This window comes from Streptomyces sp. NPDC004667 (assembly GCF_040609475.1).
In the GTDB taxonomy this organism is placed as follows: Bacteria; Actinomycetota; Actinomycetes; order Streptomycetales; family Streptomycetaceae; genus Streptomyces.
Map to the genome: position 1 here is coordinate 1 of NZ_JBEXKC010000100.1, position 21,844 is coordinate 21,844.

General features: G+C 73.8%; 17 protein-coding genes. 5 read left to right on the forward strand and 12 right to left on the reverse strand.

Going from position 1 to position 21,844, the window contains the following annotated elements; all coding sequences use genetic code 11:
• A partial coding sequence (locus tag ABZW32_RS34175; RefSeq protein ID WP_356223732.1) for a carbohydrate-binding module family 20 domain-containing protein occupies positions 1 to 897 on the forward strand: 897 nt, incomplete at its 5' end.
• A 44-nt stretch (positions 898 to 941) separates the two neighbouring features.
• Positions 942 to 6,284 (forward strand): pullulanase-type alpha-1,6-glucosidase, encoded by a 5,343-nt coding sequence (pulA, locus tag ABZW32_RS34180; protein WP_356223735.1) that lies wholly within the window; start codon positions 942 to 944, stop codon positions 6,282 to 6,284.
• Positions 6,285 to 6,348: 64 nt separating this feature from the next.
• Here pulA and ABZW32_RS34185 read toward each other — a convergent pair whose 3' ends face one another.
• The 8 genes from ABZW32_RS34185 to ABZW32_RS34220 all read right to left on the reverse strand — a co-directional run bounded on the left by ABZW32_RS34185 (position 6,349) and on the right by ABZW32_RS34220 (position 14,040).
• Positions 6,349 to 6,948, reverse strand: coding sequence for a polysaccharide deacetylase (locus ABZW32_RS34185; protein WP_356223738.1), 600 nt, complete (start codon positions 6,946 to 6,948; stop codon positions 6,349 to 6,351).
• Positions 6,949 to 7,104: 156 nt separating this feature from the next.
• Complete coding sequence (locus ABZW32_RS34190; RefSeq protein WP_356223740.1) at positions 7,105 to 7,629, reverse strand: GNAT family N-acetyltransferase; 525 nt, start codon at positions 7,627 to 7,629, stop codon at positions 7,105 to 7,107.
• A 30-nt stretch (positions 7,630 to 7,659) separates the two neighbouring features.
• Positions 7,660 to 8,367: a TetR/AcrR family transcriptional regulator gene (locus ABZW32_RS34195; protein ID WP_356223743.1), complete on the reverse strand. Its 708-nt coding sequence runs from the start codon at positions 8,365 to 8,367 to the stop codon at positions 7,660 to 7,662.
• A gap of 48 nt (positions 8,368 to 8,415) precedes the next feature.
• Complete coding sequence (locus ABZW32_RS34200) at positions 8,416 to 9,471, reverse strand: PDR/VanB family oxidoreductase (RefSeq protein WP_356223746.1); 1,056 nt, start codon at positions 9,469 to 9,471, stop codon at positions 8,416 to 8,418.
• Positions 9,468 to 10,364, reverse strand: coding sequence for a metal-dependent hydrolase (locus ABZW32_RS34205; RefSeq protein WP_356223748.1), 897 nt, complete (start codon positions 10,362 to 10,364; stop codon positions 9,468 to 9,470). Before ABZW32_RS34205 ends, ABZW32_RS34200 begins: the two co-directional genes overlap by 4 nt.
• Positions 10,365 to 10,530: 166 nt before the next feature.
• Entirely contained in the window at positions 10,531 to 12,453 is a 1,923-nt protein-coding gene (locus ABZW32_RS34210; RefSeq protein WP_356223751.1) for a hypothetical protein, read from the reverse strand.
• 86 nt (positions 12,454 to 12,539) lie between these two features.
• A complete protein-coding gene (locus ABZW32_RS34215; protein WP_356223753.1) occupies positions 12,540 to 13,334 on the reverse strand; it encodes a tyrosine-protein phosphatase in 795 nt (264 codons plus the stop codon).
• A 94-nt stretch (positions 13,335 to 13,428) separates the two neighbouring features.
• A complete protein-coding gene (locus tag ABZW32_RS34220) occupies positions 13,429 to 14,040 on the reverse strand; it encodes a rhomboid-like protein (protein WP_356223756.1) in 612 nt (203 codons plus the stop codon).
• Positions 14,041 to 14,105: 65 nt separating this feature from the next.
• Between ABZW32_RS34220 and ABZW32_RS34225 the strand changes: the two genes are divergently transcribed.
• Together ABZW32_RS34225 and ABZW32_RS34230 are read left to right on the forward strand one after the other, a co-directional pair.
• Positions 14,106 to 14,999, forward strand: a complete 894-nt coding sequence (locus ABZW32_RS34225; protein ID WP_356223759.1) for a hypothetical protein — start codon at positions 14,106 to 14,108, stop codon at positions 14,997 to 14,999.
• A gap of 78 nt (positions 15,000 to 15,077) precedes the next feature.
• Positions 15,078 to 16,679 carry a PepSY domain-containing protein gene (locus ABZW32_RS34230; RefSeq protein ID WP_356223761.1) on the forward strand — a complete coding sequence of 534 codons (1,602 nt, stop codon included), beginning with the start codon at positions 15,078 to 15,080 and terminating at the stop codon, positions 16,677 to 16,679.
• A gap of 100 nt (positions 16,680 to 16,779) precedes the next feature.
• On the opposite strand, the gene ABZW32_RS34235 is transcribed toward ABZW32_RS34230, so the two are convergent.
• The 3 genes from ABZW32_RS34235 to glnII form a co-directional block, all read right to left on the reverse strand.
• On the reverse strand, positions 16,780 to 17,379 hold the full coding sequence (locus ABZW32_RS34235) for a winged helix-turn-helix domain-containing protein (RefSeq protein WP_356223764.1): 600 nt from the start codon (positions 17,377 to 17,379) through the stop codon (positions 16,780 to 16,782).
• Positions 17,380 to 17,733: 354 nt separating this feature from the next.
• Positions 17,734 to 18,642 (reverse strand): hypothetical protein, encoded by a 909-nt coding sequence (locus ABZW32_RS34240; protein WP_356223767.1) that lies wholly within the window; start codon positions 18,640 to 18,642, stop codon positions 17,734 to 17,736.
• Positions 18,643 to 18,736: 94 nt separating this feature from the next.
• A complete protein-coding gene (gene glnII, locus ABZW32_RS34245; RefSeq protein ID WP_356223770.1) occupies positions 18,737 to 19,756 on the reverse strand; it encodes a glutamine synthetase in 1,020 nt (339 codons plus the stop codon).
• A gap of 201 nt (positions 19,757 to 19,957) precedes the next feature.
• On the opposite strand from glnII, the gene ABZW32_RS34250 reads away from it, so the two are divergent.
• Positions 19,958 to 20,884, forward strand: coding sequence for a Gfo/Idh/MocA family oxidoreductase (locus ABZW32_RS34250; protein WP_356223772.1), 927 nt, complete (start codon positions 19,958 to 19,960; stop codon positions 20,882 to 20,884).
• Between the two features lie 29 nt (positions 20,885 to 20,913).
• Here ABZW32_RS34250 and ABZW32_RS34255 read toward each other — a convergent pair whose 3' ends face one another.
• A complete protein-coding gene (locus tag ABZW32_RS34255; protein WP_356223775.1) occupies positions 20,914 to 21,486 on the reverse strand; it encodes a hypothetical protein in 573 nt (190 codons plus the stop codon).
• Positions 21,487 to 21,844: the final 358 nt, after the last annotated feature.

Below are 21,844 nucleotides of genomic sequence, written 5' to 3' on the forward strand. Positions count from 1 at the left end.
AAGCGGGTGTTCCAGAGCGAGAACCTCGCCTACCTGAAGAACTTCGGGGAGGCCTGGGGCTACATGCCGGGCGGGCAGGCCGGGGTCTTCGTCGACAACCACGACACCGAGCGCGGCGGCGACACCCTCAACTACAAGGACGGCTCCGCCTACACCCTGGCCAACGTCTTCATGCTGGCCTGGCCCTACGGCTCGCCCGACGTCCACTCGGGCTACGAGTGGACCGACCGGGACGCCGGACCCCCCAACGGCGGTACCGTGAACGCCTGTTACGCCGACGGCTGGAAGTGCCAGCACGCCTGGCGGGAGATCTCCTCCATGGTCGGCTTCAGGAACGCCGCGCGCGGGCAGGCCGTCACCGACTGGTGGGACGACGGCGGCGACCGGATCGCCTTCGGCCGGGGCGCCAAGGCCTACGTGGCGATCAACCACGAGACGGCCCCCCTCACCCGCACCTTCCAGACCTCCCTCCCCGCCGGCTCCTACTGCGACGTGCAGAGCGGCCGTCCGGTGAGCGTGGACTCCGGCGGCCGGTTCACCGCCACCCTCGGCGCGGGCACCGCCCTCGCCCTGCACGTGGGCGCCCGTACCTGCGCGGCCCCGGCCGCCGGCGCCTCGTTCGCCGTCAACGCCACCACCGTGCCCGGCCAGGACGTCTACGTCACCGGCGACCGCCCCGAGCTCGGCAACTGGAACACCGGCGCCGCCCTCAAGCTCTCCTCCGCCGCCTACCCCGTCTGGAAGCTCGACGCCGCCCTCCCCGCCGGGACCGCCTTCGCCTACAAGTACGTCCGCAAGGACGCCGCCGGGACCGTCACCTGGGAGAGCGGAGCCAACCGCGCCGCCACCGTCCCGGCCAACGGCACGGTCACGCTGACCGACACCTGGCGCAACTGACCCGCCACCCGGCCCACCCCGCCCCGTACCCGAGGAGACCCGCCTTGATACGCCCCGCCGCAGGAGCGCTCGCCGCCGCACTGGCCGTGACGCTCCTGCCCGCCCTCCCCGCGACGGCGGCCGCCGCCGACCGGGCGCCGGCCCCGCCCCCGGACGCGAAACTGGCCGCCGAGCCGGCCCGGCACGACCTCACCCGCGAGCAGTTCTACTTCGTGCTCCCGGACCGCTTCGCGAACGGAGACCCGGGCAACGACCGGGGAGGTCTGACCGGCAGCCGTTCACAGACCGGCCTGGACCCCACGGACAAGGGCTTCTACCAGGGCGGGGACCTCAAGGGGCTCACCGACCGGCTCGACTACATCAAGGGCCTCGGCACCACCGCGATCTGGATGGCGCCGATCTTCAAGAACCAGCCCGTCCAGGGCACCGGCAAGGACGAGTCCGCCGGCTACCACGGGTACTGGATCACCGACTTCACGCAGGTCGACCCGCACTTCGGCACCAACGCCGACCTGACGCGGCTCATCGACACGGCGCACCGCAAGGGGATGAAGGTCTTCTTCGACGTCATCACCAACCACACCGCCGACGTCGTCGACTACCGGGAGGGCTCCCACGACTACCTGTCGAAGGGGGCCTTCCCCTACCTGACGAAGGACGGGGTGCCCTTCGACGACGACGACCACGGAAAGGGCTTCCCCAAGACCGGCCCCGCCTCCTTCCCCCGCACCCCCTTCGTGCCCGAGGCGAAGAAGAACCTCAAGGTGCCCGCCTGGCTCAACGACCCGGCGATGTACCACAACCGGGGCGACTCCACCTTCGCCGGGGAATCCTCCGGGCAGGGTGACTTCTCCGGCCTCGACGACCTGTGGACCGAGCGCCCCGAGGTCGTCGAGGGGATGGAGAAGATCTACGAGAAGTGGGTGAAGGACTTCGCCGTCGACGGTTTCCGCATCGACACCGTCAAGCACGTCGACACCCCCTTCTGGACGCAGTGGGCCACCGCCCTCGACGCGTACGCGGCCCGGCACGGCCGGAAGAACTTCTTCATGTTCGGCGAGGTCTACTCCGCCGACACCGCCGTCACCTCCCCGTACGTGACCCGGGGGCGCCTCGACGCCACCCTCGACTTCCCGCTCCAGGACGCGATCCGCGCCTACGCCTCCCAGGGCGCGGACGCCGGCCGGCTGGGCTCCGTACTGGCCGCCGACTACCGGTACACCACGGACAAGGCCAACGCCTACGAGCAGGTCACCTTCCTCGGCAACCACGACATGGGCCGCTTCGGGACCTTCCTGAAGCAGGACCGGCCGGGCGCGCCGGAGCAGGAGCTGCTGGACCGCTACCGGCTCGCCAACGAGCTGATGTTCTTCTCCCGGGGCAACCCGGTGGTCTACTCCGGCGACGAACAGGGCTTCACCGGCTCCGGCGGCGACAAGGACGCCCGCCAGCCGCTGTTCGCCACGAAGATCGCCGACTACCTGGACGACGACCAGCTCGGAACGGCGCGCACGCACGCGAGCGACGCATACGATCCGGGACACCCGCTCTACAAGCAGATCAGTGCTCTCTCGAAGCTGACGAAGGATCACCCGGCCCTGCGGGACGGCATCCAGAGCGAACGTTTCGCCGATGGTTCCGTCTATGCCTTCGCCCGCACGGACGCCCGCACCCGCACCGAGTACCTCGTCGCCACCAACAACGGTGCCGGGGCCAGGACCGTAGAGCTCGACGCCCCGGCCGGTGCCGAGTACCGCACCCTGTACGGCGGCGCCGCAGCCGTGATCCGCTCCTCGGCCGCCGGGAAGCTCACCGTCACCGTCCCCGCCCTCGGCTCGGTGGTCCTCCAGGGCACCGCCCCCCTCGCGCCCCCCGCCACCAAGCCCGCCCTGACCCTCAAGGCCCCGGCCGCCGGCGCCACCGGCACCGTCGAACTCTCCGCCGACGTCACCGGCGGCGGCCTGAACCGGGTCGTCTTCGCCGCCCAGACCGGCACCGGCCCCTGGCAGGTCCTCGGCTCCGCCGACCACGCCCCGTACAAGGTCACCCAGCAGGTCACGGCCCCGGCCGGTACCGCCCTGCGGTACAAGGCCGTCGTCGTCGACGCCTCCGGCCGCACCGCGAGCGCCCTCGCCGCATCCGTCTCCGGCCAGGTCCCGCCCGTCCCGGTCCCCACCGCCACCCAGCGCGACTACGCCGTCGTCCACTACAACCGCCCCGACGGCGACTACACCAACTGGCGGCTGTACGCCTGGGGCGACCTCGCCGACGGCGAGGCAACGAACTGGCCCGAAGGCCACGCCTTCACCGGCCGCGACGCCTACGGTGCCTTCGCGTACGTCCGGCTCAAGCCCGGCGCCTCTTCCCTCGGCTACCTCGTCATCGACAAGGACGGCACCAAGGACGTCGCCGCCGACCGGACGCTCGACCTGACGAAGACCGGGGAGATCTGGCTCGAACAGGGCAAGGAGGCGGTCCGCACCGACCGCCCCGCCTACCCGCCGCAGGACCAGACCAAGGCCGTCCTGCACTACCAGCGCCCCGACGGCGCGTACGACGGCTGGGGCCTGCACGTGTGGACCGGCGCCGCCACCCCCACCGACTGGTCCAAGCCGCTGCTCCCCACCCGCACCGACTCCTACGGCGCCGTCTACGAGGTCCCCCTCGCCCCCGGCGCCACCACCGTGAGCTACATCCTCCACAAGGGCGACGAGAAGGACCTCCCCACCGACCAGTCCCTCGACCTCAAGGCCACCGGCCACGAGGTGTGGATGCTGGGCGGACGCGCCCCCTACCTGCTCCCGCAGCCCGCCGGATCGGCCGCCGCCCTCGACCTCACCAAGGCCGAAGCCGTCTGGATCGACCGCGACACCCTCGCCTGGAACGCCCCGGCGACCGCCGCCTCCACCCAGCTCCTCGCCTCCCCGGAGGGCCGGATCACCACCGACGGCGGCGTCCTCCACGAGGGCGGCGCCGCGTGGCTGCGGCTGGAGCGGGCCGAACTCACCGCCGCCCAGAAGGAGAAGTTCCCGCACCTGGCCGCGTACACCGCCTTCACCGTCGACCCCCGCGACCGCGGCCGGGTCCGCGAAGCCCTGCGCGGGCAGCTCGTCGCGAGCGCCCGCGCCGCGAACGGAGCCGTCCTCGCCGCCACCGGCGTCCAGCTCGCGGGCGTGCTCGACGACCTCTACCGCACCGACGCCCCCCTCGGCCCCGTCTTCAAGGACGGCCGCCCCACCCTCTCCGTCTGGGCCCCCACCGCCCGCGAGGTCTCCCTCGAACTCGACGGCCGCACCGTCCCCATGCGCCGCGACGACGCCACCGGCGTCTGGTCGGTGCGCGGCGAACGCTCCTGGACCGGCAAGCCCTACCGCTACGCCGTCACCGTCTGGGCGCCCAGCACCCGACAGATCGTGCGCAACCTGGTCACCGACCCCTACTCCACCGCCCTGACCACCGACTCCACGTACAGCCTGGCCGTCGACCTGGCCGACCCGAAGCTCGCCCCGCCCGGCTGGCGCGACCTGCGCAAGCCCGCCCCGGTGCCCTTCAACAGCGCGCAGATCCAGGAACTCCACATCCGCGACTTCTCCGTCGCGGACGCCACCAGCAAGCACCCCGGTCAGTACCTGGCCTTCACCGACACCGACTCCGCCGGCATGCGCCACCTGCGCGAACTGGCCGCCTCCGGCACCTCGTACGTCCACCTGCTCCCGGCGTTCGACTTCGGCACCGTCCCGGAGAATCCCAAGGACCGCACCGCGCCCGCGTGCGACCTGAAGGTCTACGCCCCCGACTCCGAGTCCCAGCAGGCCTGCGTGGCGGCCGCCGCCGCGAAGGACGGCTTCAACTGGGGCTACGACCCGCTGCACTACACCGTCCCCGAGGGCTCGTACGCCAGTGACCCCAACGGAACCGCCCGCACCGTCGAGTTCCGCAGGATGGTCCAGGCCCTGGGCGGGGCGGGCCTGCGCACCGTGATGGACGTGGTCTACAACCACACCGTCGCCTCCGGGCAGTCCGACCGGTCCGTCCTCGACCGCATCGTGCCCGGCTACTACCAGCGCCTCCTCGCGGACGGCAGCGTCGCCAGTTCCACCTGCTGCTCCAACACCGCTCCCGAGAACGCCATGATGGGCCGCCTCGTCGTCGACTCCGTCGTCACCTGGGCCAAGGAGTACAAGGTCGACGGCTTCCGCTTCGACCTGATGGGCCACCACCCCAAGGCGAACATCCTGGCCGTCCGCAAGGCCCTCGACGAGCTCACCCCCGCCAAGGACGGGGTCGACGGGAAGAAGATCGTCCTCTACGGGGAGGGCTGGAACTTCGGAGAGGTCGCCGACGACGCCCGCTTCGTCCAGGCCACCCAGAAGAACATGGCCGGCACCGGCATCGCCACCTTCTCCGACCGCGCCCGCGACGCCGTGCGCGGCGGCGGCCCCTTCGACGAGGATCCGCGCGTCCAGGGCTTCGCCTCCGGACTGTTCACCGCCCCCAACGGGTCCCCGGCGAACGGCACCCCGGCCGAGCAGCGCGCCCGCCTCCTGCACGACCAGGACCTGATCAAGATCGGGCTCTCCGGCAACCTGGCCCCGTACGTCTTCACGGACTCCACCGGCCGCCGGGTCAAGGGCTCCGAGGTGGACTACAACGGCGCCCCCGCCGGCTACGCCGCCGCCCCCGGCGACGCCATGGCCTACGCGGACGCCCACGACAACGAATCCCTCCACGACGCGCTGGCCTACAAACTCCCGGCGGGGACGTCCACCGCCGACCGGGCCCGCGCACAGGTCCTCGCCATGGCCACGGCCGCCCTCTCCCAGGGCCCGGCCCTCTCCCAGGCCGGCAGCGACCTGCTCCGCTCGAAGTCCCTGGACCGCAACTCCTTCGACAGCGGCGACTGGTTCAACGCCATCCACTGGGACTGCCGGGACGGCAACGGCTTCGGCCGGGGCCTGCCGCCCGCCGCCGACAACCGCGCCAAGTGGCCCTACGCGAAACCCCTGCTCACCGCGGCCGTCCCCGGCTGCGCCGACATCGACGGGGCCTCGGCCGCCTACCGCGACCTGCTGCGCGTGCGGACGACGGAACCGGCCTTCGCCCTGACCACGGCCGCCGCCGTGCAGGAGCGGCTGGGCTTCCCCCTGTCGGGCCCCGAGGAGACCCCGGGCGTGATCACGATGACCCTCGGCGACCTCGTCGTGGTCTTCAACGCCACCCCGGACGAGCGGACCCAGCGCGTCCCGGCCCTCGCCGGCACCCGCTACGCGCTGCACCCGCTCCAGGCGGGCGGCTCGGACCCGGTGGTGAAGCGGTCCGGGTACGACGCGGGGACGGGCACGTTCACCGCCCCGGCGCGGACGGTCGCCGTCTTCAAGAGGTCCTGACCACGGGGCGGGACGGGACGGTGCCGGCCGCGGTCCGGCACCGTCCCGCCCGCCCCCCTCGGGATCAGACCCAGATGCGGACGGCTTCCATCCGCCGCGACTGGCCGGTGGTGCCCACGTAGACCGGGTTCCCGCCGGCCGCGTTCAGCCAGCCGTAGTCCGCCACGTGCGCCTGCGCGGCCACGCTGCCGTTGCCGACCTGGAGGCCCAGCGCCTCCATGCGCCGCGACTGGCCGGTGGTGCCGACCGTCACCGCCTTGCCGTCGGCGGCGCACGCCCAGCCCTGCCACCCGATGTCCGCCAGGTGGGCGTTGGCACAGACCCCGCCCGTGCCGCTGGTCGCGATCACCGCGGCCTCCATCCGGCGGCTCTGCCCGGTGGTCCCGGCGACCGCGCCGTCACACACCGCGCCCTGCCATCCGATGCCCTCGACGTGGGCGGCGTAACAGACCGTCCGGGCGGCCGGGGCCAGCGACTTCTGCCGGGCGGCCGCCGCCTGCACGTCCGCGATCACCGACGCGGGAGCCTCGACGGCCCGCGCCGGAGCCGCCGCCGAAGGAGCCGGGGCGGGCGCGGACGGCTGGGCCTGGGCGGAGGCCACCCCCGTGGCCCCCAGCACCCCCGCCAGCGTGACGCCCAGCAGGACTCCCGCGGTCCTGCTCATGGAATTCCTCATGGTGTTCCCCTCCTGGTACCGACTGGTCGAGACCATCTCTACCGCTGCCCCGGAGCCCGCCGATACCGGTTGCGGGCGTTGCAACCGAAAGGGGACAAAACATGGCGCACGCCGGATTCTTGCGCGCGCGGGACCGGCTGTGCCTCAGACGTCGAGCCGGAGCTCCAGCAGGACCACCCCGTACACCCGGCCGTCCTTGCCCTGCTTCGAGGGGAATTCGCCGACGACCCGGTAGCCCGCGTCCCGGTAGTACGCCAGCAGCCGCGGGTTGCTGGACACGCAGTCCAGGCGCGCCCGCTCCCGCCCGGTGCGGGCGATCCGCCGCTCCGCGTGATCGAGGATCCGCAGTCCGGTTCCCGGGGGAGCGGCCTCCCGCTCCACCATCAGCCGGTGCACGTAGCCCGCCACCGGCGGCTGGACCCCCCAGGCCTCCTCGTCGGACCACCACAGCTCGTACGCGCCCACGACCCGGCCGTCGGCGTCCTCGGCGAGCCACACCTCGCCGTCGCGCATCACGGCGCGGAAGTGCGCGGTGTCCTTGTCGCCCGGCTTCCACTGGTCGATCCCCTGCTTGCGCATCCAGCGGGCCGCCTGGTCGTACAGCTTCACCAGCGTGCCGGCGTCCTTCTCCCCGGCCTGCCGGAACAAGATCCCGTCGTCAATGATCACGCGGGCATTATCGCCTCCGGGACCCTGCCCTCACCCTCCCGAGGGAGGCCCCGGCACCAGCCCGGCCAGCCGTCCCACCAGCTCACCGAAGGGCCCGTCGGACGGCTCTTCGGCCAGGATCCGGACGAGGATGCCCGCCATCTCCGCGTCGTACGCGGCGCTCACCGCGGCCAGCGCCGCGAAGTCGTGCACCAGCTGCAGCTCCAGCTCGGCCCGCGGGATCCGGCGGCCGTCCAGCCAGATCAGCGCCGTCGACTCGGCCAGCGACACCCAGGACCGCACCACGAGCTCCAGCCGCGCGGGCGGCGCCGCGATGCCGAGGTGGCTGACGATCTGCTCGTACGCCGCCTGCCGCACCTCGTCGATCATCGCGTTGGTCCGGCTGCTGCCGACCGCGGGACCGCCGCGCATCAGCGCCGAGAATCCGGGCCCGTGGTCGTCGACGAACGCGAAGAACCGGCCCATCACCCGCAGCAGCCGCGCCCCCAACGGGCCCTCGTGGGGCTCGCGGAAGCGATCGGCCAGCTCGTCGGCGGCCCGCCGCAGCGCGGCCTCGTACAGGCTCAGCTTGCCGGGGAAGTAGTGGTAGACCAGCGGCCGCGATATCCCGGCGGCCGCCGCGATCTCGTCGATCGACACATCGTCGGGCGACCGGTTGCTGAACAGCTCCAGGGCGACCCCGATCAGCTGCTGCCGCCGCTCCTCGACACCCATTCTGCGTCGCACCCCGGTTGTCATGCCGACACCCTACTTCTCCCCGCGGGCGGGGAGTCCCCTGCGCCGTCGCTACAGGTCCAGGGCCAGCCGTCCGCCCGCCGCCCGCGAGACGCACAGCAGCATCGACTCCGCGCGCTCCGCGTCGGTGAGGAGTTCGTCGCGGTGTTCCACTGCGCCCTCCAGGACCCGGTGTCGGCAGGTTCCGCAGAAACCCTGCTCGCAGGAGTACGGGGTGGCGGGCAGGACCCGGCGCACCGCCGTCAGGGCGGACTCGCCGGCCGCGACCTCGACGGTGGCGCCCGAGCGGCGCAGTTCGACGGTGAAGGGCCGCGCCGGGCCGGACGCCGCCGGGGCGAACCGCTCCAGGTGCACCGCCGAGGGGTCGGCGGCGGCCTCCGTGACGGCCCGCATCAGCGGTTCGGGCCCGCAGCAGTAGACCAGGGTGCCCGGCGGCGTCCCGGCGAGCCCGCCCAGGTCGGGCAGGCCCGTCTCGTCCTGCGGGGCGATCGTGACCCGGTCCCCGTAGGCGGCGAGTTCGGGCAGGAACGGCATCGAGGCGCGCGAACGCCCCCCGTACAGCAGGGTCCAGTCGGCGCCCGCCGCGGTGGCCGCGCGGAGCATGGGCAGGATCGGGGTGATCCCGATGCCGCCCGCGACGAAGGCGTAGGACGGGGCGGGGAGCAGCGCGAACCGGTTGCGCGGGGGACGCAGTTCCAGCACCGCCCCCTCCACCAGCCGGGCGTGCGCCTCGCGCGAGCCCCCGCGGCCGTCCTCGACGAGCCGGACCGCGACGGTGTACCGCCCGGCGTCGGCCGGTTCCCCGCACAGCGAGTACTGGCGCACCAGCCCCGAGGGCAGCACGAGGTCGACGTGGGCGCCCGGGGTCCACGCCGGCAACGGGTCCGTCGCCGAGGCCGCCTCCAGCGTCAGCAGCACCACCCCGTCGGCCGGTTCGCCGCGGCCGGTGACGCGGGCCCGCAGCAGCCGGCGCGGGGAGTGGCCCGACACCGGGTTCTCCAGGGCGGGGAGCGGCCACAGCGGGGAGCGGCCTATCCGGGCGCGCAGCGCCCGCCGGGTCAGTACGGCGGCACCCGCCAGCGCCGTCACGGCGAGGGTCCGCTTCACGGCCGCACCCCGCCGTTCGCGCCGGGAGAGGAGGCCAGGTAGGCCACGGCCTGGGCCGTGGAGCCCTCCTGGGAGGGGTGGTAGGTGCGGGAGAGGTAGGTCGGGATCGACTTCAGCATCGCCCCCGCGGAGGGCAGCACCCCCTGCTGTCCGGCCCGGAGGAACTGGCCGAGGGAGGCCTTCGCGGCGGGCAGCGAGGGGTCGTTCTCCATGAAGAAGCGGGCGCCGCGCTGCCAGAGGAAGACCAGGGCGGTGAAGGCGGTGGCCCAGGTCCGGGCCCGGCGGCGGTAGTTGCCGTCCACGTGCATGAAGAGGTCGAAGGCCACCGAACGGTGCTCGACCTCCTCCGCGCCGTGCCAGCGCAGCAGGTCCAGCATCATCGGGTCCGCGCCCCGGCGGTCGAGTTCGCCGGCGTTGAGGACCCAGTCGCCGAGGAAGGCCGTGTAGTGCTCGATCGCGGCGATCATCGCGACCCGCTCCATCAGCCACCACCGGCGGGCCTTGCCGGGCGGCAGGGTCCGGTCGCCGAGCAGCTTCTCGAACAGCCAGTCCACCTGGGCGGTGTACGGGGTGGGGTCCAGGCCGAGGCGCCTCAGGTGGGGGAGGACGTCGTCGTGCGCGGTGGCGTGCATCGCCTCCTGCCCGATGAAGCCGATGACGTCCTCGCGCAGCCGCTCGTCCGTGATGTAGGGGAGCACCTGCTTGTAGACGTGCACGAACCAGCGCTCACCGGCGGGCAGCAGCAGGTGCAGCACGTTGATGGTGTGCCCGGCGAAGGGGTCGCCGGGCAGCCAGTGGAGCGGGGTGTCCTCCCAGGAGAAGGACACGTTCCGCGCGTGGAGGTCCGTGTGTTCCGTCGTCACGGGGACGGGCGCGAGCGGCCTATTAGACATGGCGTCAATGTACTGATGGGTACGCGCGAGGGAAACCCCTCGGAAGCCGCGAACAAGAGCAACCGCCACCGACGCGCGCCGGACGCCCAGGGGCGCGGGGAACCGCGCGCCCAGCCACAGCCGACCCGCGTCCGACGAACAGCCCCAGCCTCACCGGCCCTGGAACCTAGCGGAGCACCCCGGCCTTCGAGCCGTCCGTCAGCTTTCCCGACAGGTCCACCTGCGCGCCCTCCTGCGCCTTCACGGCCAGCCGGTTGCCGTTCGCCGACCCGCTCACCCCGCCACCGGACACCGACAGCGACGCGAACTGCGCGCTGCCCGCCGCCAGGACGTACCACTGGCCCCCGCGGGACTTCCACAGCACCCCGGCCAGCACCCGCGGCTCCCGCGGCCCGCACGCCGCCGAGCCCTCCGCCTTGGCCGCCTGGGCCGCGAGCGGCGCGCCCGGCGCGAGGAACTGCGCCTGCACCCGGTCGGCCGTGCCCTGCCAGGTCTCCGCCCGGGTGCACAGCCAGGTGGCCGCCCCGTCGCCCTCGGGCAGCGGCTGCTTCGCGTAGGTCCAGGCGTTGACCGTGCGCACCCCGTGCGAGCGCACCGAGGGCAGCAGGCACGCGATCCGCGCCCACTCGCCCAGCTCCGCGGCCTCCGTGACGTCGCGCGCCGCACCCGGCGCGCCCGAGGTCAGCCGGGCCGGGGTCAGCTCGCCCAGGTCCGTCACCAGCCGGGTCGCCCCGTCCCCGGTCAGCGACAGCGCGTTCCAGCTCGTACAGCTCCCGCCCGGCGCGGGCCCCAGCACCGGCGGGGTGATCCCCTCCGGGGTGAGCTTCAGAGCCGTCGGGGCCTCGGCGGGCTTGAGGAGGTCGCGCAGCGCGGCCCCGGTGACCCAGGGGGCCGTCAGGTAGCGGACGTTGTTGTCGACCCGGCTGAGCACCAGCCCCGTCGCCGTGTCCGCCGACGCCCCGTCCGTCCGGGCGAAGTCCAGGGCCGCGCCCGCCGTCCCGGAGCGCGGCTCCGCGTAGCGGACCACGCGCAGCCCGTCGTACAGCAGGACCACCACCGCCTGGTCGACGACGCCCGCGAACAGCAGCTGCGGCGGGCCCATCGGCGGCCCCGACGGGGTGCCCGGGGTGGCCGAGAGCACCACCGCCTTGCCCGGCCGGGCCCACACCGCCAGCGCCCGGCGCAGCAGCTCCGTGTCCTCGGCGCGGTCGCCGCGCGCGGGCCAGGCGGAGAAGTCCGTACGGGAGGAGCTGCGCCACACGGTGGGCGCGACCCGCACCAGCAGCCCCGGATCCAGGGCCTGCTCCGCCGCCGCGTTGAGCGCGTACGGCGGGGCGGCGGGCCCGTCGGAGCCCCAGCCGCCGCCCGGCAGCGCGAGCAGCGCCCCGCACACCGCGAGGGCGGCCGCACCGGCCAGCGAGGCCCGCGCGAACCGGCGCCGGCGCAACAGGTCGGTGGGCCGGGCCTGGAGCACGCACGGGTCGAACTCGGGGGAGGCGAAAAGGGCGTCGTGCGCCGGATCCCCGGACTCGGCGACGGCCGCGGCGGGATCGGCGACCCCGGCCTCGGCGAGCACCCGGAGCACGTCCGCCTCGGTGAGCCCCTCCAGCGCCCGCAGCACGCAGGCCGCCCGCCCCGGCCCGTTGAGCGTGGCCAGCCACTGGTCCAGGGCCAGCTCCTCGGCTCCGCCGGCGCGCGGGAACAGCCGCAGCCCCCACACGCGGGGGAGCGGCGAGGGCAGCTGCCCGCGCAGCGGGAACGCCCGGAACGTCAGCGGGATCCCGGCCTCCAGGGCGGAGCGCAGCACGCGCAGCCGTACGTACGCGTACCCCGACTCGGCCCCGCCCGCCCCGCCGCGCGGGGCCGGGACCCCGCCCCGCACCTCGCCGGATCCGGCGCCGCGCCGCCCGCGCGGCAGGGCCCGCTGGGTCAGGGCGTGGGCGGTGAGCACCCGGCGGTTGCGGCCGAAGGCGGGCGGCAGCACCAGATAGGCGAGCCGCACCAGCCGCGGGTAGTGCTCGACGATGGCGGCCTCGGCCTGCTCGACGTCGGGAGGCAGGGGGCGGGTGGCGGTATCCGGCGCAGTCACGTTCAGCAGAACGAGCGAATCGTCGGATGGTCACCCGCCCCCAGCTCACACGTTCGGACGAACCGGGGCGCCCGAAGGGTGACCCGTCAGACGATCAGCCTGGCGCGCAGCGCCTCGACCGTCTCGTCCGGGACGCCCAGTCCCTCGCGCACGTACTTCTCCATCGAGCCGTACCGGACGCGCACCTCGTCGAGCCCCGCCTCCAGGTAGGAGGGGAACACCCCGATCAGCGCCAGCGCGATGTCCGGGTCCCCGCCCGCCGCCGTGAACCCCTCGATCATCGGGGCGAAGGCCGCCTTCACCGCCGGGTTCACCGAGAGGTATTCGGCCATCAGGGTGTCCTCGTCCGCGCCGAGCAGCGCGAGGATCACCGTCGCGCCCCAGCCCGTACGGTCCTTGCCCGCCGTGCAGTGGAACAGCAGGGGGCCCGCCTGCGGGTCGGCGGCCTCCGTGAGCAGCGTGCGGTAGGCGGCGTGCGCGGAGGTGGTGGAGACGAACGAGCGGTACACCGAGCCGAACAGGGCCTGCGCCTTGCCGCCGCCCAGGTGTTCCTCGGCGACCGCCGGGTCGGCGAGGAGGTCCTTGAGCTGGGTGGCGGCGGGCATCCGGCCCTCGTTCATCTTGTCGGCGAGCACGTCGCGCACCAGCAGCCGGGCCCCTTCCGGTATCCGGTCGGGGTGGTCGGTGCGCTCGGCGTCGCTGCGGAAGTCGATGACCGTGCGCAGCCCGAGCCCGGCCACCGCCGGATCGGCGTCGAGGTCGAGCCGGTCCAGGGCGCCCGAACGCAGTACGAGGCCCGGGCGGACGCTGCGGCCGCCGGCGAGCGGGGTGCCCCCGAGGTCGCGGAGGTTGGCGACGGTGGTGGAGGGGGTGGCGGTCATCGTGGCGGCTCCAGCGGTGTGCGGGGGTAAGCGTGGATCGGGTGGGGCTGACTCGTGTCATCGGCGGCGGGTCACGGCTGTCGCCGCCTACGGCTCACGTTAGGGCGATTTTCCGACGGTGCGATCCGGAAAGACAATCGGCGGCGACCGAGACCCCGATCCCGATGCCCAGGGCCACCAGGTGCCCCGCGTCGGTGAAGGTCCGCTCCCGTCGCAGCACCGGCCGTACGGCGAGCGCCAGCAGGCCGGCCCGTGCCGCGTTGCGCACGGTCCCGCGCGGCAGGGCCGAGGTCAGGGCGCCGAGCACGGCGTTGAGCCCGTAGCTCGCGCCCACGTCCAGGGCCCGGCGGGTCTCGTGGTCGGCGGTGCGCCGCAGGGCCCCGTAGACGAGGAGGGTGGCGGCGGTGTGGCCGAAGAGGAACACGGCGGCCGTCCACCAGGCGCCGTACGCGTACTCCGCGTAGCCCAGCACCGCGAGCAGCAGGAGGGCGTAGGGCAGCGGCATCGGCTCCTCGACCACGCAGGCGCTGGTCAGCAGGGTTTCCCAGCGTCCCGCGTCGAGATTGTCGACGTTCGTCGAGCAGGCGCGCAGCACCCGCTCCCGCTCCGCCGGCCCCAGCCGTTCCAGGGCGTGCGAACCGAGCTGCACCCCGCCCGTGTAGAGCGCGCCCAGCGGCGATGACCATGACCGTGGCAGTGGCTTCACCCGACCATGATCGGATACGGCCCCGTTGCGCGGACCACCGGGCCCCGTGGGAGCATGACGGGGACATGCCTCCCTCCCGATCCGGCGCCCCTCTGCGCGCCACGCGGGCCGCGATGTTCGCGGCGGTGTGCGTCGCCTTGGGTGCGCTGGGGCATTCGTCCATGTCTGCGGGGGTCATCCCGGTCGGATGGCTTATGGGTGCCTTCGTGGTGACCGCCCTGCTCGCCTGGCCGGCCACCGGGCGGCGCTGCGGGCCGGCCGGGATCAGTGCCGCGCTGCTAGGCGTCCAGGGGGCGCTGCACCTCGCGTTCTCCGCGAGCGACGCGCTCGCGGCGGGGTCGGCGGCATCGCGGACGCCCATGGCCGTGCCCATGGCCGTGCCCGTGACGGGTGCGGAGCCGATGCCGGGTCACCATCACATGCCCGGCATGGGAACGCACGCCTCCACCGCCGCGGCCGACCTGGCCGCGGGCCTCGCGGACGGCCTCGCGACGGCCGGCCCGGCGACCGGCGGCCAGGCCGCGGGCGCGATGGCCGGCATGGCGGACATGACGGGGATGACGGGCATGGCCGACATGGCGGGCCACGGCTCCGCCTGGACGGCCGGCCTGGCGCACATGGCCGCGATGGCCGGGCACGGCGGCCTCGGGATGATCGCCGCGCACGTGCTCGCCGGACTCTTCTGCGCCGCCTGGCTGGCCCGGGGCGAGGCCGCCGTCTTCCGGCTGGCCGGGGCCCTCGGCGCGGCCACGCTGCACGCCGCCCGGCCGCTGGCCCGCGCGCTCGCGCTGGTCCGGACCCGGGTGGCCCTCGTGCCGGCGCCGCCCGCGCACCGTCCCCCGTACGTACGGCCGCGCCGCCTGCGCGGGGCCGTCCACGCCCACACCGCGGTCCGCCGGGGCCCGCCCGGGTGGCGCACCACCCGCACCACGGCCCCCGGCCTTCCTGCCCGCGCCTGACCGGCGCACCCTCCTTCGGCGAGGTGGGCGAGACCCGGGGCCCTCCACCCATGTCTTCGCCAACCCCTTAGGACCGACATGTCCCTCGACGAGCTCCGGGACGTCCCCGCCCGGGACCCCGACGCCCCTGCCGAAACCCCGACCGAAGCGCCGGCCGACGCCAAGGCCGAGGCCACGGCCGACGCCAAGGCCGAGGCTCCGGCTGAAGCCACCGCCGATGCCACGGCCGGCGCCCCGGCCGACGCCACCGCCGACGCCACGACCGAAGCGCCGGCCCCGACGGCACGCCGCACGGGCGGGGGCGGGTGGGCCGCCCTGCGCCCGCTGCTCCTGCGCATGCACTTCTACGCGGGCCTGCTCATAGCCCCGCTGCTGTTCCTCGCCGCCGCCACCGGCCTGCTGTACGCCGGTTCCTGGCAGGCCGAGAAGATCCTCTACTCCCACGAGCTGACGGTGCCCCACGTCGGCGAGGCCTCCGTACCGCTCAGCACCCAGGTCAAGGCCGCCCGCGGCGCCGTGCCCGAGGGCAAGGTGCTCGGCGTCTGGCCCGCGCCCGAGGCCGACGCGACCACCCGGGTGATCATGGAGCGTCCGGGGCTGGAGGAGGGCGAGACCCTCACGGTCTTCGTCGACCCGTACACCGCCGACGTGCGCGGACAGCTCACCACCGCCGGTGACGCGCTGCCGCTGCGCGCCTGGCTGAGCGAGTTCCACGCCAGCCTTCAGCTCGGTGAGTTCGGCCGTAACTACAGCGAGCTCGCCGCGAGCTGGCTGTGGGTGGTCGCGCTGGGCGGCCTCGCGCTGTGGATCGGCCGTCGCCGCTCCCGCAGGGCAGACCTCGTCCTGCCCGACCGCAAGGCCACCGGCCGCCGCAAGACCCTGTCCTGGCACGGCACCGTCGGACTCTGGGCCGCCATCGGCCTCGTGGGCCTCTCCGCCACCGGCCTGACCTGGTCGAAGTACGCGGGTGAGAACATCGGGCAGCTCCAGGACCGGCTCGGCGGGGCCACCCCCTCCGTGGCCGCCACCCTCGCCGGGGGCGCCGCCGGCGGCTCCGACGAGCACGCCGGGCACGTCATGACCGAGGGCATGGAGATGCCCCCGCCGCCGCCCACCGCCGACATCGGCATCGACCGCGCGGTGGCCGCCGCCCGGGCCGCCGGGGTCACCGAGAGCCTGCGCGTGACCCTGCCCGCCAAGGGCAAGGGTTACATCGTCAAGGAGAACGACAAGACCCTGCCGGTGCACCTGGACTCGGTCGCGGTGGACCCCGCCGACGGCCGGATCATGGACGAACTGCGCTTCGCCGACTACCCGCTGCTCGCCCAGCTGACCCGCTTCGGCATCGACCTCCACATGGGCCTCACCTTCGGGATCGCCAACCAGATCGCCCTGGCCGCGCTCGCCCTCGCGGTGATGTTCCTCGTGGTGTGGGGCTACCGGATGTGGTGGATGCGCCGGCCCACCAAGGATCGCCGGCTCTCCGTGGGCCGCGCGCAGCCGCGCGGTGCCTGGCGGAAGCTGCCGGTGACCACGCTGCTGCCGTTCGCCTGCGTGACGGCGGTCGTCGGCTGGTTCGTCCCGCTGCTCGGGATCAGCCTGGTGGCGTTCCTCGCGGTCGACGTGCTCCTCGGGTTCGTGGCGGCGCGTCGGCGCCCGGCCGGGGCACCGCAGGGCTGACCGCCCCGCCGGGCTCCCGGCCCGGCAACGCCCGGTGGGCCCGTACTCCCCCTCGCGAGTACGGGCCCACCGTCGTGTCGGTCCCTGACCGGCGCCCCGGTCAGGGCGCGTACTTGTAGCCCACCCGGCGCACGGTCTGGATCGCGCCGCGGTGCGCGGCGCCCAGCTTGCGGCGCAGCCGGGCGATGTGGACGTCGACCGTCCGGCCGTCGCCGACGTGGCCGTAGCCCCAGACCGTGGTCACCAGCTGGTCCCGGCTGTGCACCCGGTGCGGGTGCGCGACCAGGTGGGCCAGCAGTTCGAACTCCAGGTACGTCAGGTCCAGCACCTCGCCGTCGACCTCGGCGGTGCGCTGCGCCGGGTCGATGCGCACGAGCGCGTCACCGGCGACCGCCGAGGGGGCCGACGTGGCTGCGGCCGGAGCGGCGGGGGCGGGAACGGACTGCGGGGCGAAGGCGATCGGGTGCTGGTCGGCCGGTACGAGGACCAGGTAGCCGACCATCGGGGGCTGTCCCGGCAGCGCCGGCAGGGTGTGCTGGGGCGCGGGCAGCCAGGTGGCGCCGGGCGGGAGCAGGTCCACGACCCGGGCCACCTCGTCCCGGTCCACGGCGCGCAGCCGGTGGCGCGGACTGGGAGGGAAGGCCGGGTGGGCGGAGGTCGCAGCGGAAGCGGCAGAAGCGATGGAACGGGTGTTCGCCATGAGTGGTCGGCTCTTTCACGCGGAGTGGTCGGCAGGAGACGTACGTACGTCGTCTTCGTTGTCGTACCGCGCAGACCGAAGGCCCCCGGGAGGGTCTGCTGGAAGGTCCCGGAAGGCGTTAGAGGGCCGGCGCGTTCTTCGCGCGGCAACACACCCGGTCGAAATCGTGATCCTGACGGGACGGCCAGAACGGCTCCAGGTCGCTGCGACCTGTCGAGGAGTGCGGGTGGCTGGCCATGGGTGTTATTCAAGCAGATGTACGGGGCCCAGGGCAGGCCCCGTCTCACCTCGTGGAGCGGAATCTCATATTCAGCAATCAAGGCGTCGTCAAGACGTCACAATGCCGACATACCGTCAGCCCACCAGCCGCTTCCGCCAGTCCAGTCCGGTCACCCGTATCGCATCGTGGGCGGATCCGTCCCACACCCACCTCAGCCCCACGGAGTCGAGCGCCCCGACCACCTCCCGCCCGACGGAGACGGTCACTTCCTCGTCGCCTTCGAACCCCCCGTACAGCAGGTACAGGTCGTTGCCCGCCGCGGCGCCCTCGGTGCACTGGCTGTGGAAGAAGACGAACCCCCGCGCCTGTGGCCCGCCCTCCGCCCCGATCTCCGAGAGGCCGCAGCCTCGGCAGCAGGTGAAGTTCTCCCGCGCGGTGATCCCGGCGTCGTCCAGCGCGTCGAAGGCCCGCGCCAGCCGCTCGGGGTCCGTCTCGCCGATCCAGCCGGCCTGCTCCGCGACCCGCTCCCGCCAGAGCCGGTCGACGAGCCGCTCGGCCTGGGCCCGGGACACCGGCCGCACCTCGTCCTCGACGAGGCTCTCCTCGGCGGTCTCGGTGAGCTCGGCCCGGCCGTCGTAGCCGCAGCGCAGCTGCTCCCGGATGATCTCCGTCAGCTCCTCCTCGATCTCCGGGTCGAGCGGGTCCGGCTCGTCCGCCGGGAACTCCAGCCGCTCCCAGGCCGGTCCGAGGTCCCAGTCCGCGTCCTGCCGGACCCAGCGGGACATGACCTCCGCCGCCTCGGCCGCCGTCGCGACGAAGGCCTGGAAGTGCCGGTCGGGGGCGCCGGCCCGGTGTTCCACCTGGTAGTCGCCGCCGGCCTCGTGCCAGACCTGGACGTAGACGTCCGGGTCGTCGGGGATCCGGGTGACGACGAGGAAGCGGTCCCCGTCCGCGCCGATCCGCCCCACCAGCTCGGACAGGGCGGTGGGGCCGGGGTTGTCGTGACGCGTGCCGGACTCGGTCTGAACTCTGATCGCCTGCATGCGCACACCCTCGCAGGCCCCACCGACAACGCGGCGCCCGTCCTCCGGGGGAGGGCGGGCGCTGCGAGGTCGGGGGTGGAGCCGGGGGCCGGTCTCAGACCAGGCCGTCCTTCTCCAGGCCGGTGCAGCAGGTGTCGGTGATCAGCCGGGTCACCACGTACGGGTCCACGTTCGCGTTCGGACGGCGGTCCTCGATGTAGCCCTTGCCGTCCTTCTCCACCTGCCACGGGATGCGGACCGAGGCGCCGCGGTCGGAGACGCCGTAGCTGAACTCGTTCCACGGGGCCGTCTCGTGCAGGCCCGTCAGGCGCTCGTCGATGCCCGCGCCGTAGTTCTTGACGTGGTCCAGCGGCTTGCTGCCCTCGCCCAGCGCCTCGCACGCGCGGATGATCGCGCGGTAGTCCTCGCGCATCGCCTTCGTCGAGAAGTTGGTGTGGGCGCCCGCGCCGTTCCAGTCGCCCTTGACCGGCTTCGGGTTCAGCGTCGCCGACACGTTGAAGTCCTCGGCGGTGCGGTACAGCAGCCACCGCGCGATCCACAGCTGGTCGGAGACCTCCAGCGGGCCGACCGGGCCGACCTGGAACTCCCACTGGCCGGGCATGACCTCGGCGTTGATGCCGGAGATGCTCAGGCCCGCGGCCAGGCAGTGGTCGAGGTGCTTCTCGACGATGTCCCGGCCGAAGATCTCGTCCGAGCCGACACCGCAGTAGTAGCCGCCCTGCGCCGCCGGGAAGCCGTTGACGGGGAATCCGAGCGGCCGGGCCCCGTCGAAGAAGGTGTACTCCTGCTCGATGCCGAAGATCGGTGCCTGCGCGGCGAACTTCTCGGCGACGGGGCGCAGCAGCGCGCGCGTGTTGGACGCGTGCGGGGTCATGTCGATGTTCAGCACCTCGCACAGGACGAGGACGTGGGCACCGCCGCGGATCGGGTCCGGGCAGGAGAACACCGGCTGGAGCACGCGGTCGGAGGCGTGGCCCTCGGCCTGGTTGGTGCTCGACCCGTCGAAGCCCCAGATCGGCAGCGCCTCACCGTCCGCCAGGATCCTGGTCTTGGAGCGAAGCTTCGCCGTCGGCTCGGTGCCGTCGATCCAGATGTACTCAGCCTTGTAGCTCACGGGGCCCCATCCTGACTCTGCGGGTGCTGCGGATCGCCATGGTGTTGACGGCAGCGTGCCCGGTGGCGATTTCTCATCCGTTGCCCGTGTGTGAACCCCGTGTTACCGGCGTTTACCCCCCAGGTGGGGAGGGTTGTGCGGGTCGGCGGCCGCACGTCCGTCCGGGTGCGGCAGACTGAGCGGGTGAGCATTTCGTATGATTTGAACTCTGCCGGTGAGCGGCCCGAAGGCGTTTCCGGCCGACCTCGCCCCCGGGTCGGACTGCTGGGCACCGGCCCCTGGGCCCACCGCACCCACGCCCCCGCCCTCGCCGCCCACGCGGACTCCGAATTCGCCGGAGTGTGGGGCCGCCGCCCCGAAGCGGCGGCCGCGCTGGCCCGTGAGTACGGCGTGAAGGTGTACGAAGACCCCGACGCGCTGTTCGCGGACTGTGACGTCGCGGCCTTCGCCCTGCCGCCGGACGTGCAGGCCCCGCTCGCCGTCCGCGCGGCCGCCGCCGGCTGCCACCTGCTGCTCGACAAGCCCGTCGCCACCACCGCCGGGGACGCCCGCGCCGTGGCCGGGGCCGCCGCCCGGAACGGCGTCGCCTCCGTCGTCTTCCTCACCCTCCGCTTCGCCGAACCCACCGCCGGATGGGTCACCGAACAGGCGGGCCGGACCGGGTGGTTCACCGCCACCGCGCACTGGCTCGGCGCGGTCTTCCCGCCCGACGGCGCGCCCAGCGGGTACGCCGACTCGCCCTGGCGCAAGGCCAAGGGAGGCCTGTGGGACGTCGGCCCCCACGCGCTGTCCGTACTGATCCCGGTCCTGGGCGAGGTCACCTCCGTCACCGCCGTCCGGGGCCCCTCCGACCTGGTCCAGCTGTCCCTGCGGCACGCCTCGGGCGCCGCCAGCACCGCCGTCCTCAGCCTCGGCGCGCCGCGCGCCGCCGCCGGGGTGGGGCTGGAACTGCGCGGGGCCGAGGGCGTCTTCGCGCTGCCCGACTGGAGCGACGTGCCGGGCGCCTACGGCCGCGCCCTGGACGCCCTGCTCACCGCGGCCCGCACCGGCGTCCCGGACCCGCGCGACGCGGAGTTCGGCGCCCGGCTGACGGAGATCCTGGCGGAGGCGGAGGGGCAGCTGAGCTAGGAGCGCCGCCCTTCCGCCTCCGCCGGCCGTCATTTGATGAGGGCGTTGGCCACGATGATGGCCAGGCCGATCGTGGCGTCCCCGAGGCCCATGAACAGCGCCCGCCGGAGCCGGTAGCCGACCCGGATCGCCACGAAGGAGCCCCAGGCGAAGAGCAGCGCGGTGTTCATGCCGAGCCCGATGGCGGTGACCCCGTACGACTCCCAGTGCGCGAGCCCGGTGAACAGCAGCAGGAGCACGGTGGGCAGGGTGGCCGCGATCATCGGCCACTCGTTCCACAGGACCCGGGAGAGCACCCGCCAGCGGAACCAGAGGGAGCCGGTCTGGTGGGTGCTCATGTGGTGCGAGTACCCGTGCGCGAGCGCGCTGGTGGCGGCGGTGACCAGCACCCAGCTGGCGTCGTAGAAGGGGGTGACCTCCCCGCCCTTCTGGTCCAGCGCGGCCAGCAGCGCACTGGCGAGCACCGTCCCGTACACCCCGCCGAACATCCAGTCGGCCCCCCGCCGCGGCGGCGGCACCGGAGGCCCGCCGGTGTCCCGCGACGCGGCGGACGACGCGGCGCCGGAGGGCGCGGCGGCGGACGGCTGCTGCTGCTCGTTCACGGGGGTCCCTTGGTTTCGCGGTCAGCGTTCGGTGCTGTTTGTTCGGTGCTGTTTGTTCCTTTTGGGTACGAATGCCAGCCTACGGGGGATGGGGGTGGGGTGGGGGTCGGGTGGGGGTCGGGTGGGGGTCGGGGTGTGGTCGGGACTCTGGCTGGTGGGGGCTTCGCGTGCCGGGTGGGGTCGGGGGTGGGCGGTGCTCTCTTGGTCGGGGTGGGGGGACGGGTGGGGTGGGGGAACGGCGGGACTCGACCTGGGCGGGATCGGGGGAGGGCTGGGGGCGTCCCGCCAGTCCACTGTCCTTCCGTGTCGGGCCGGTCCCTCAAGGGCGCTCCTTCGTCGCGTCGCTTCGCGATGGCCT

What these genes read in the sequence shown, in the direction of transcription:
- ABZW32_RS34240 (WP_356223767.1), bottom strand. Translation starts at nt 18,642, where the DNA reads ATGCAGGCGATCAGAGTTCAGACCGAGTCCGGCACGCGTCACGACAAC.
- ABZW32_RS34230 (WP_356223761.1), top strand. Translation starts at nt 15,078, where the DNA reads ATGTCCCTCGACGAGCTCCGGGACGTCCCCGCCCGGGACCCCGACGCC.
- ABZW32_RS34185 (WP_356223738.1), bottom strand. Translation starts at nt 6,948, where the DNA reads ATGAGCAGGACCGCGGGAGTCCTGCTGGGCGTCACGCTGGCGGGGGTG.
- ABZW32_RS34195 (WP_356223743.1), bottom strand. Translation starts at nt 8,367, where the DNA reads ATGACAACCGGGGTGCGACGCAGAATGGGTGTCGAGGAGCGGCGGCAG.
- ABZW32_RS34225 (WP_356223759.1), top strand. Translation starts at nt 14,106, where the DNA reads ATGCCTCCCTCCCGATCCGGCGCCCCTCTGCGCGCCACGCGGGCCGCG.
- ABZW32_RS34215 (WP_356223753.1), bottom strand. Translation starts at nt 13,334, where the DNA reads ATGACCGCCACCCCCTCCACCACCGTCGCCAACCTCCGCGACCTCGGG.
- ABZW32_RS34235 (WP_356223764.1), bottom strand. Translation starts at nt 17,379, where the DNA reads ATGGCGAACACCCGTTCCATCGCTTCTGCCGCTTCCGCTGCGACCTCC.
- ABZW32_RS34205 (WP_356223748.1), bottom strand. Translation starts at nt 10,364, where the DNA reads ATGTCTAATAGGCCGCTCGCGCCCGTCCCCGTGACGACGGAACACACG.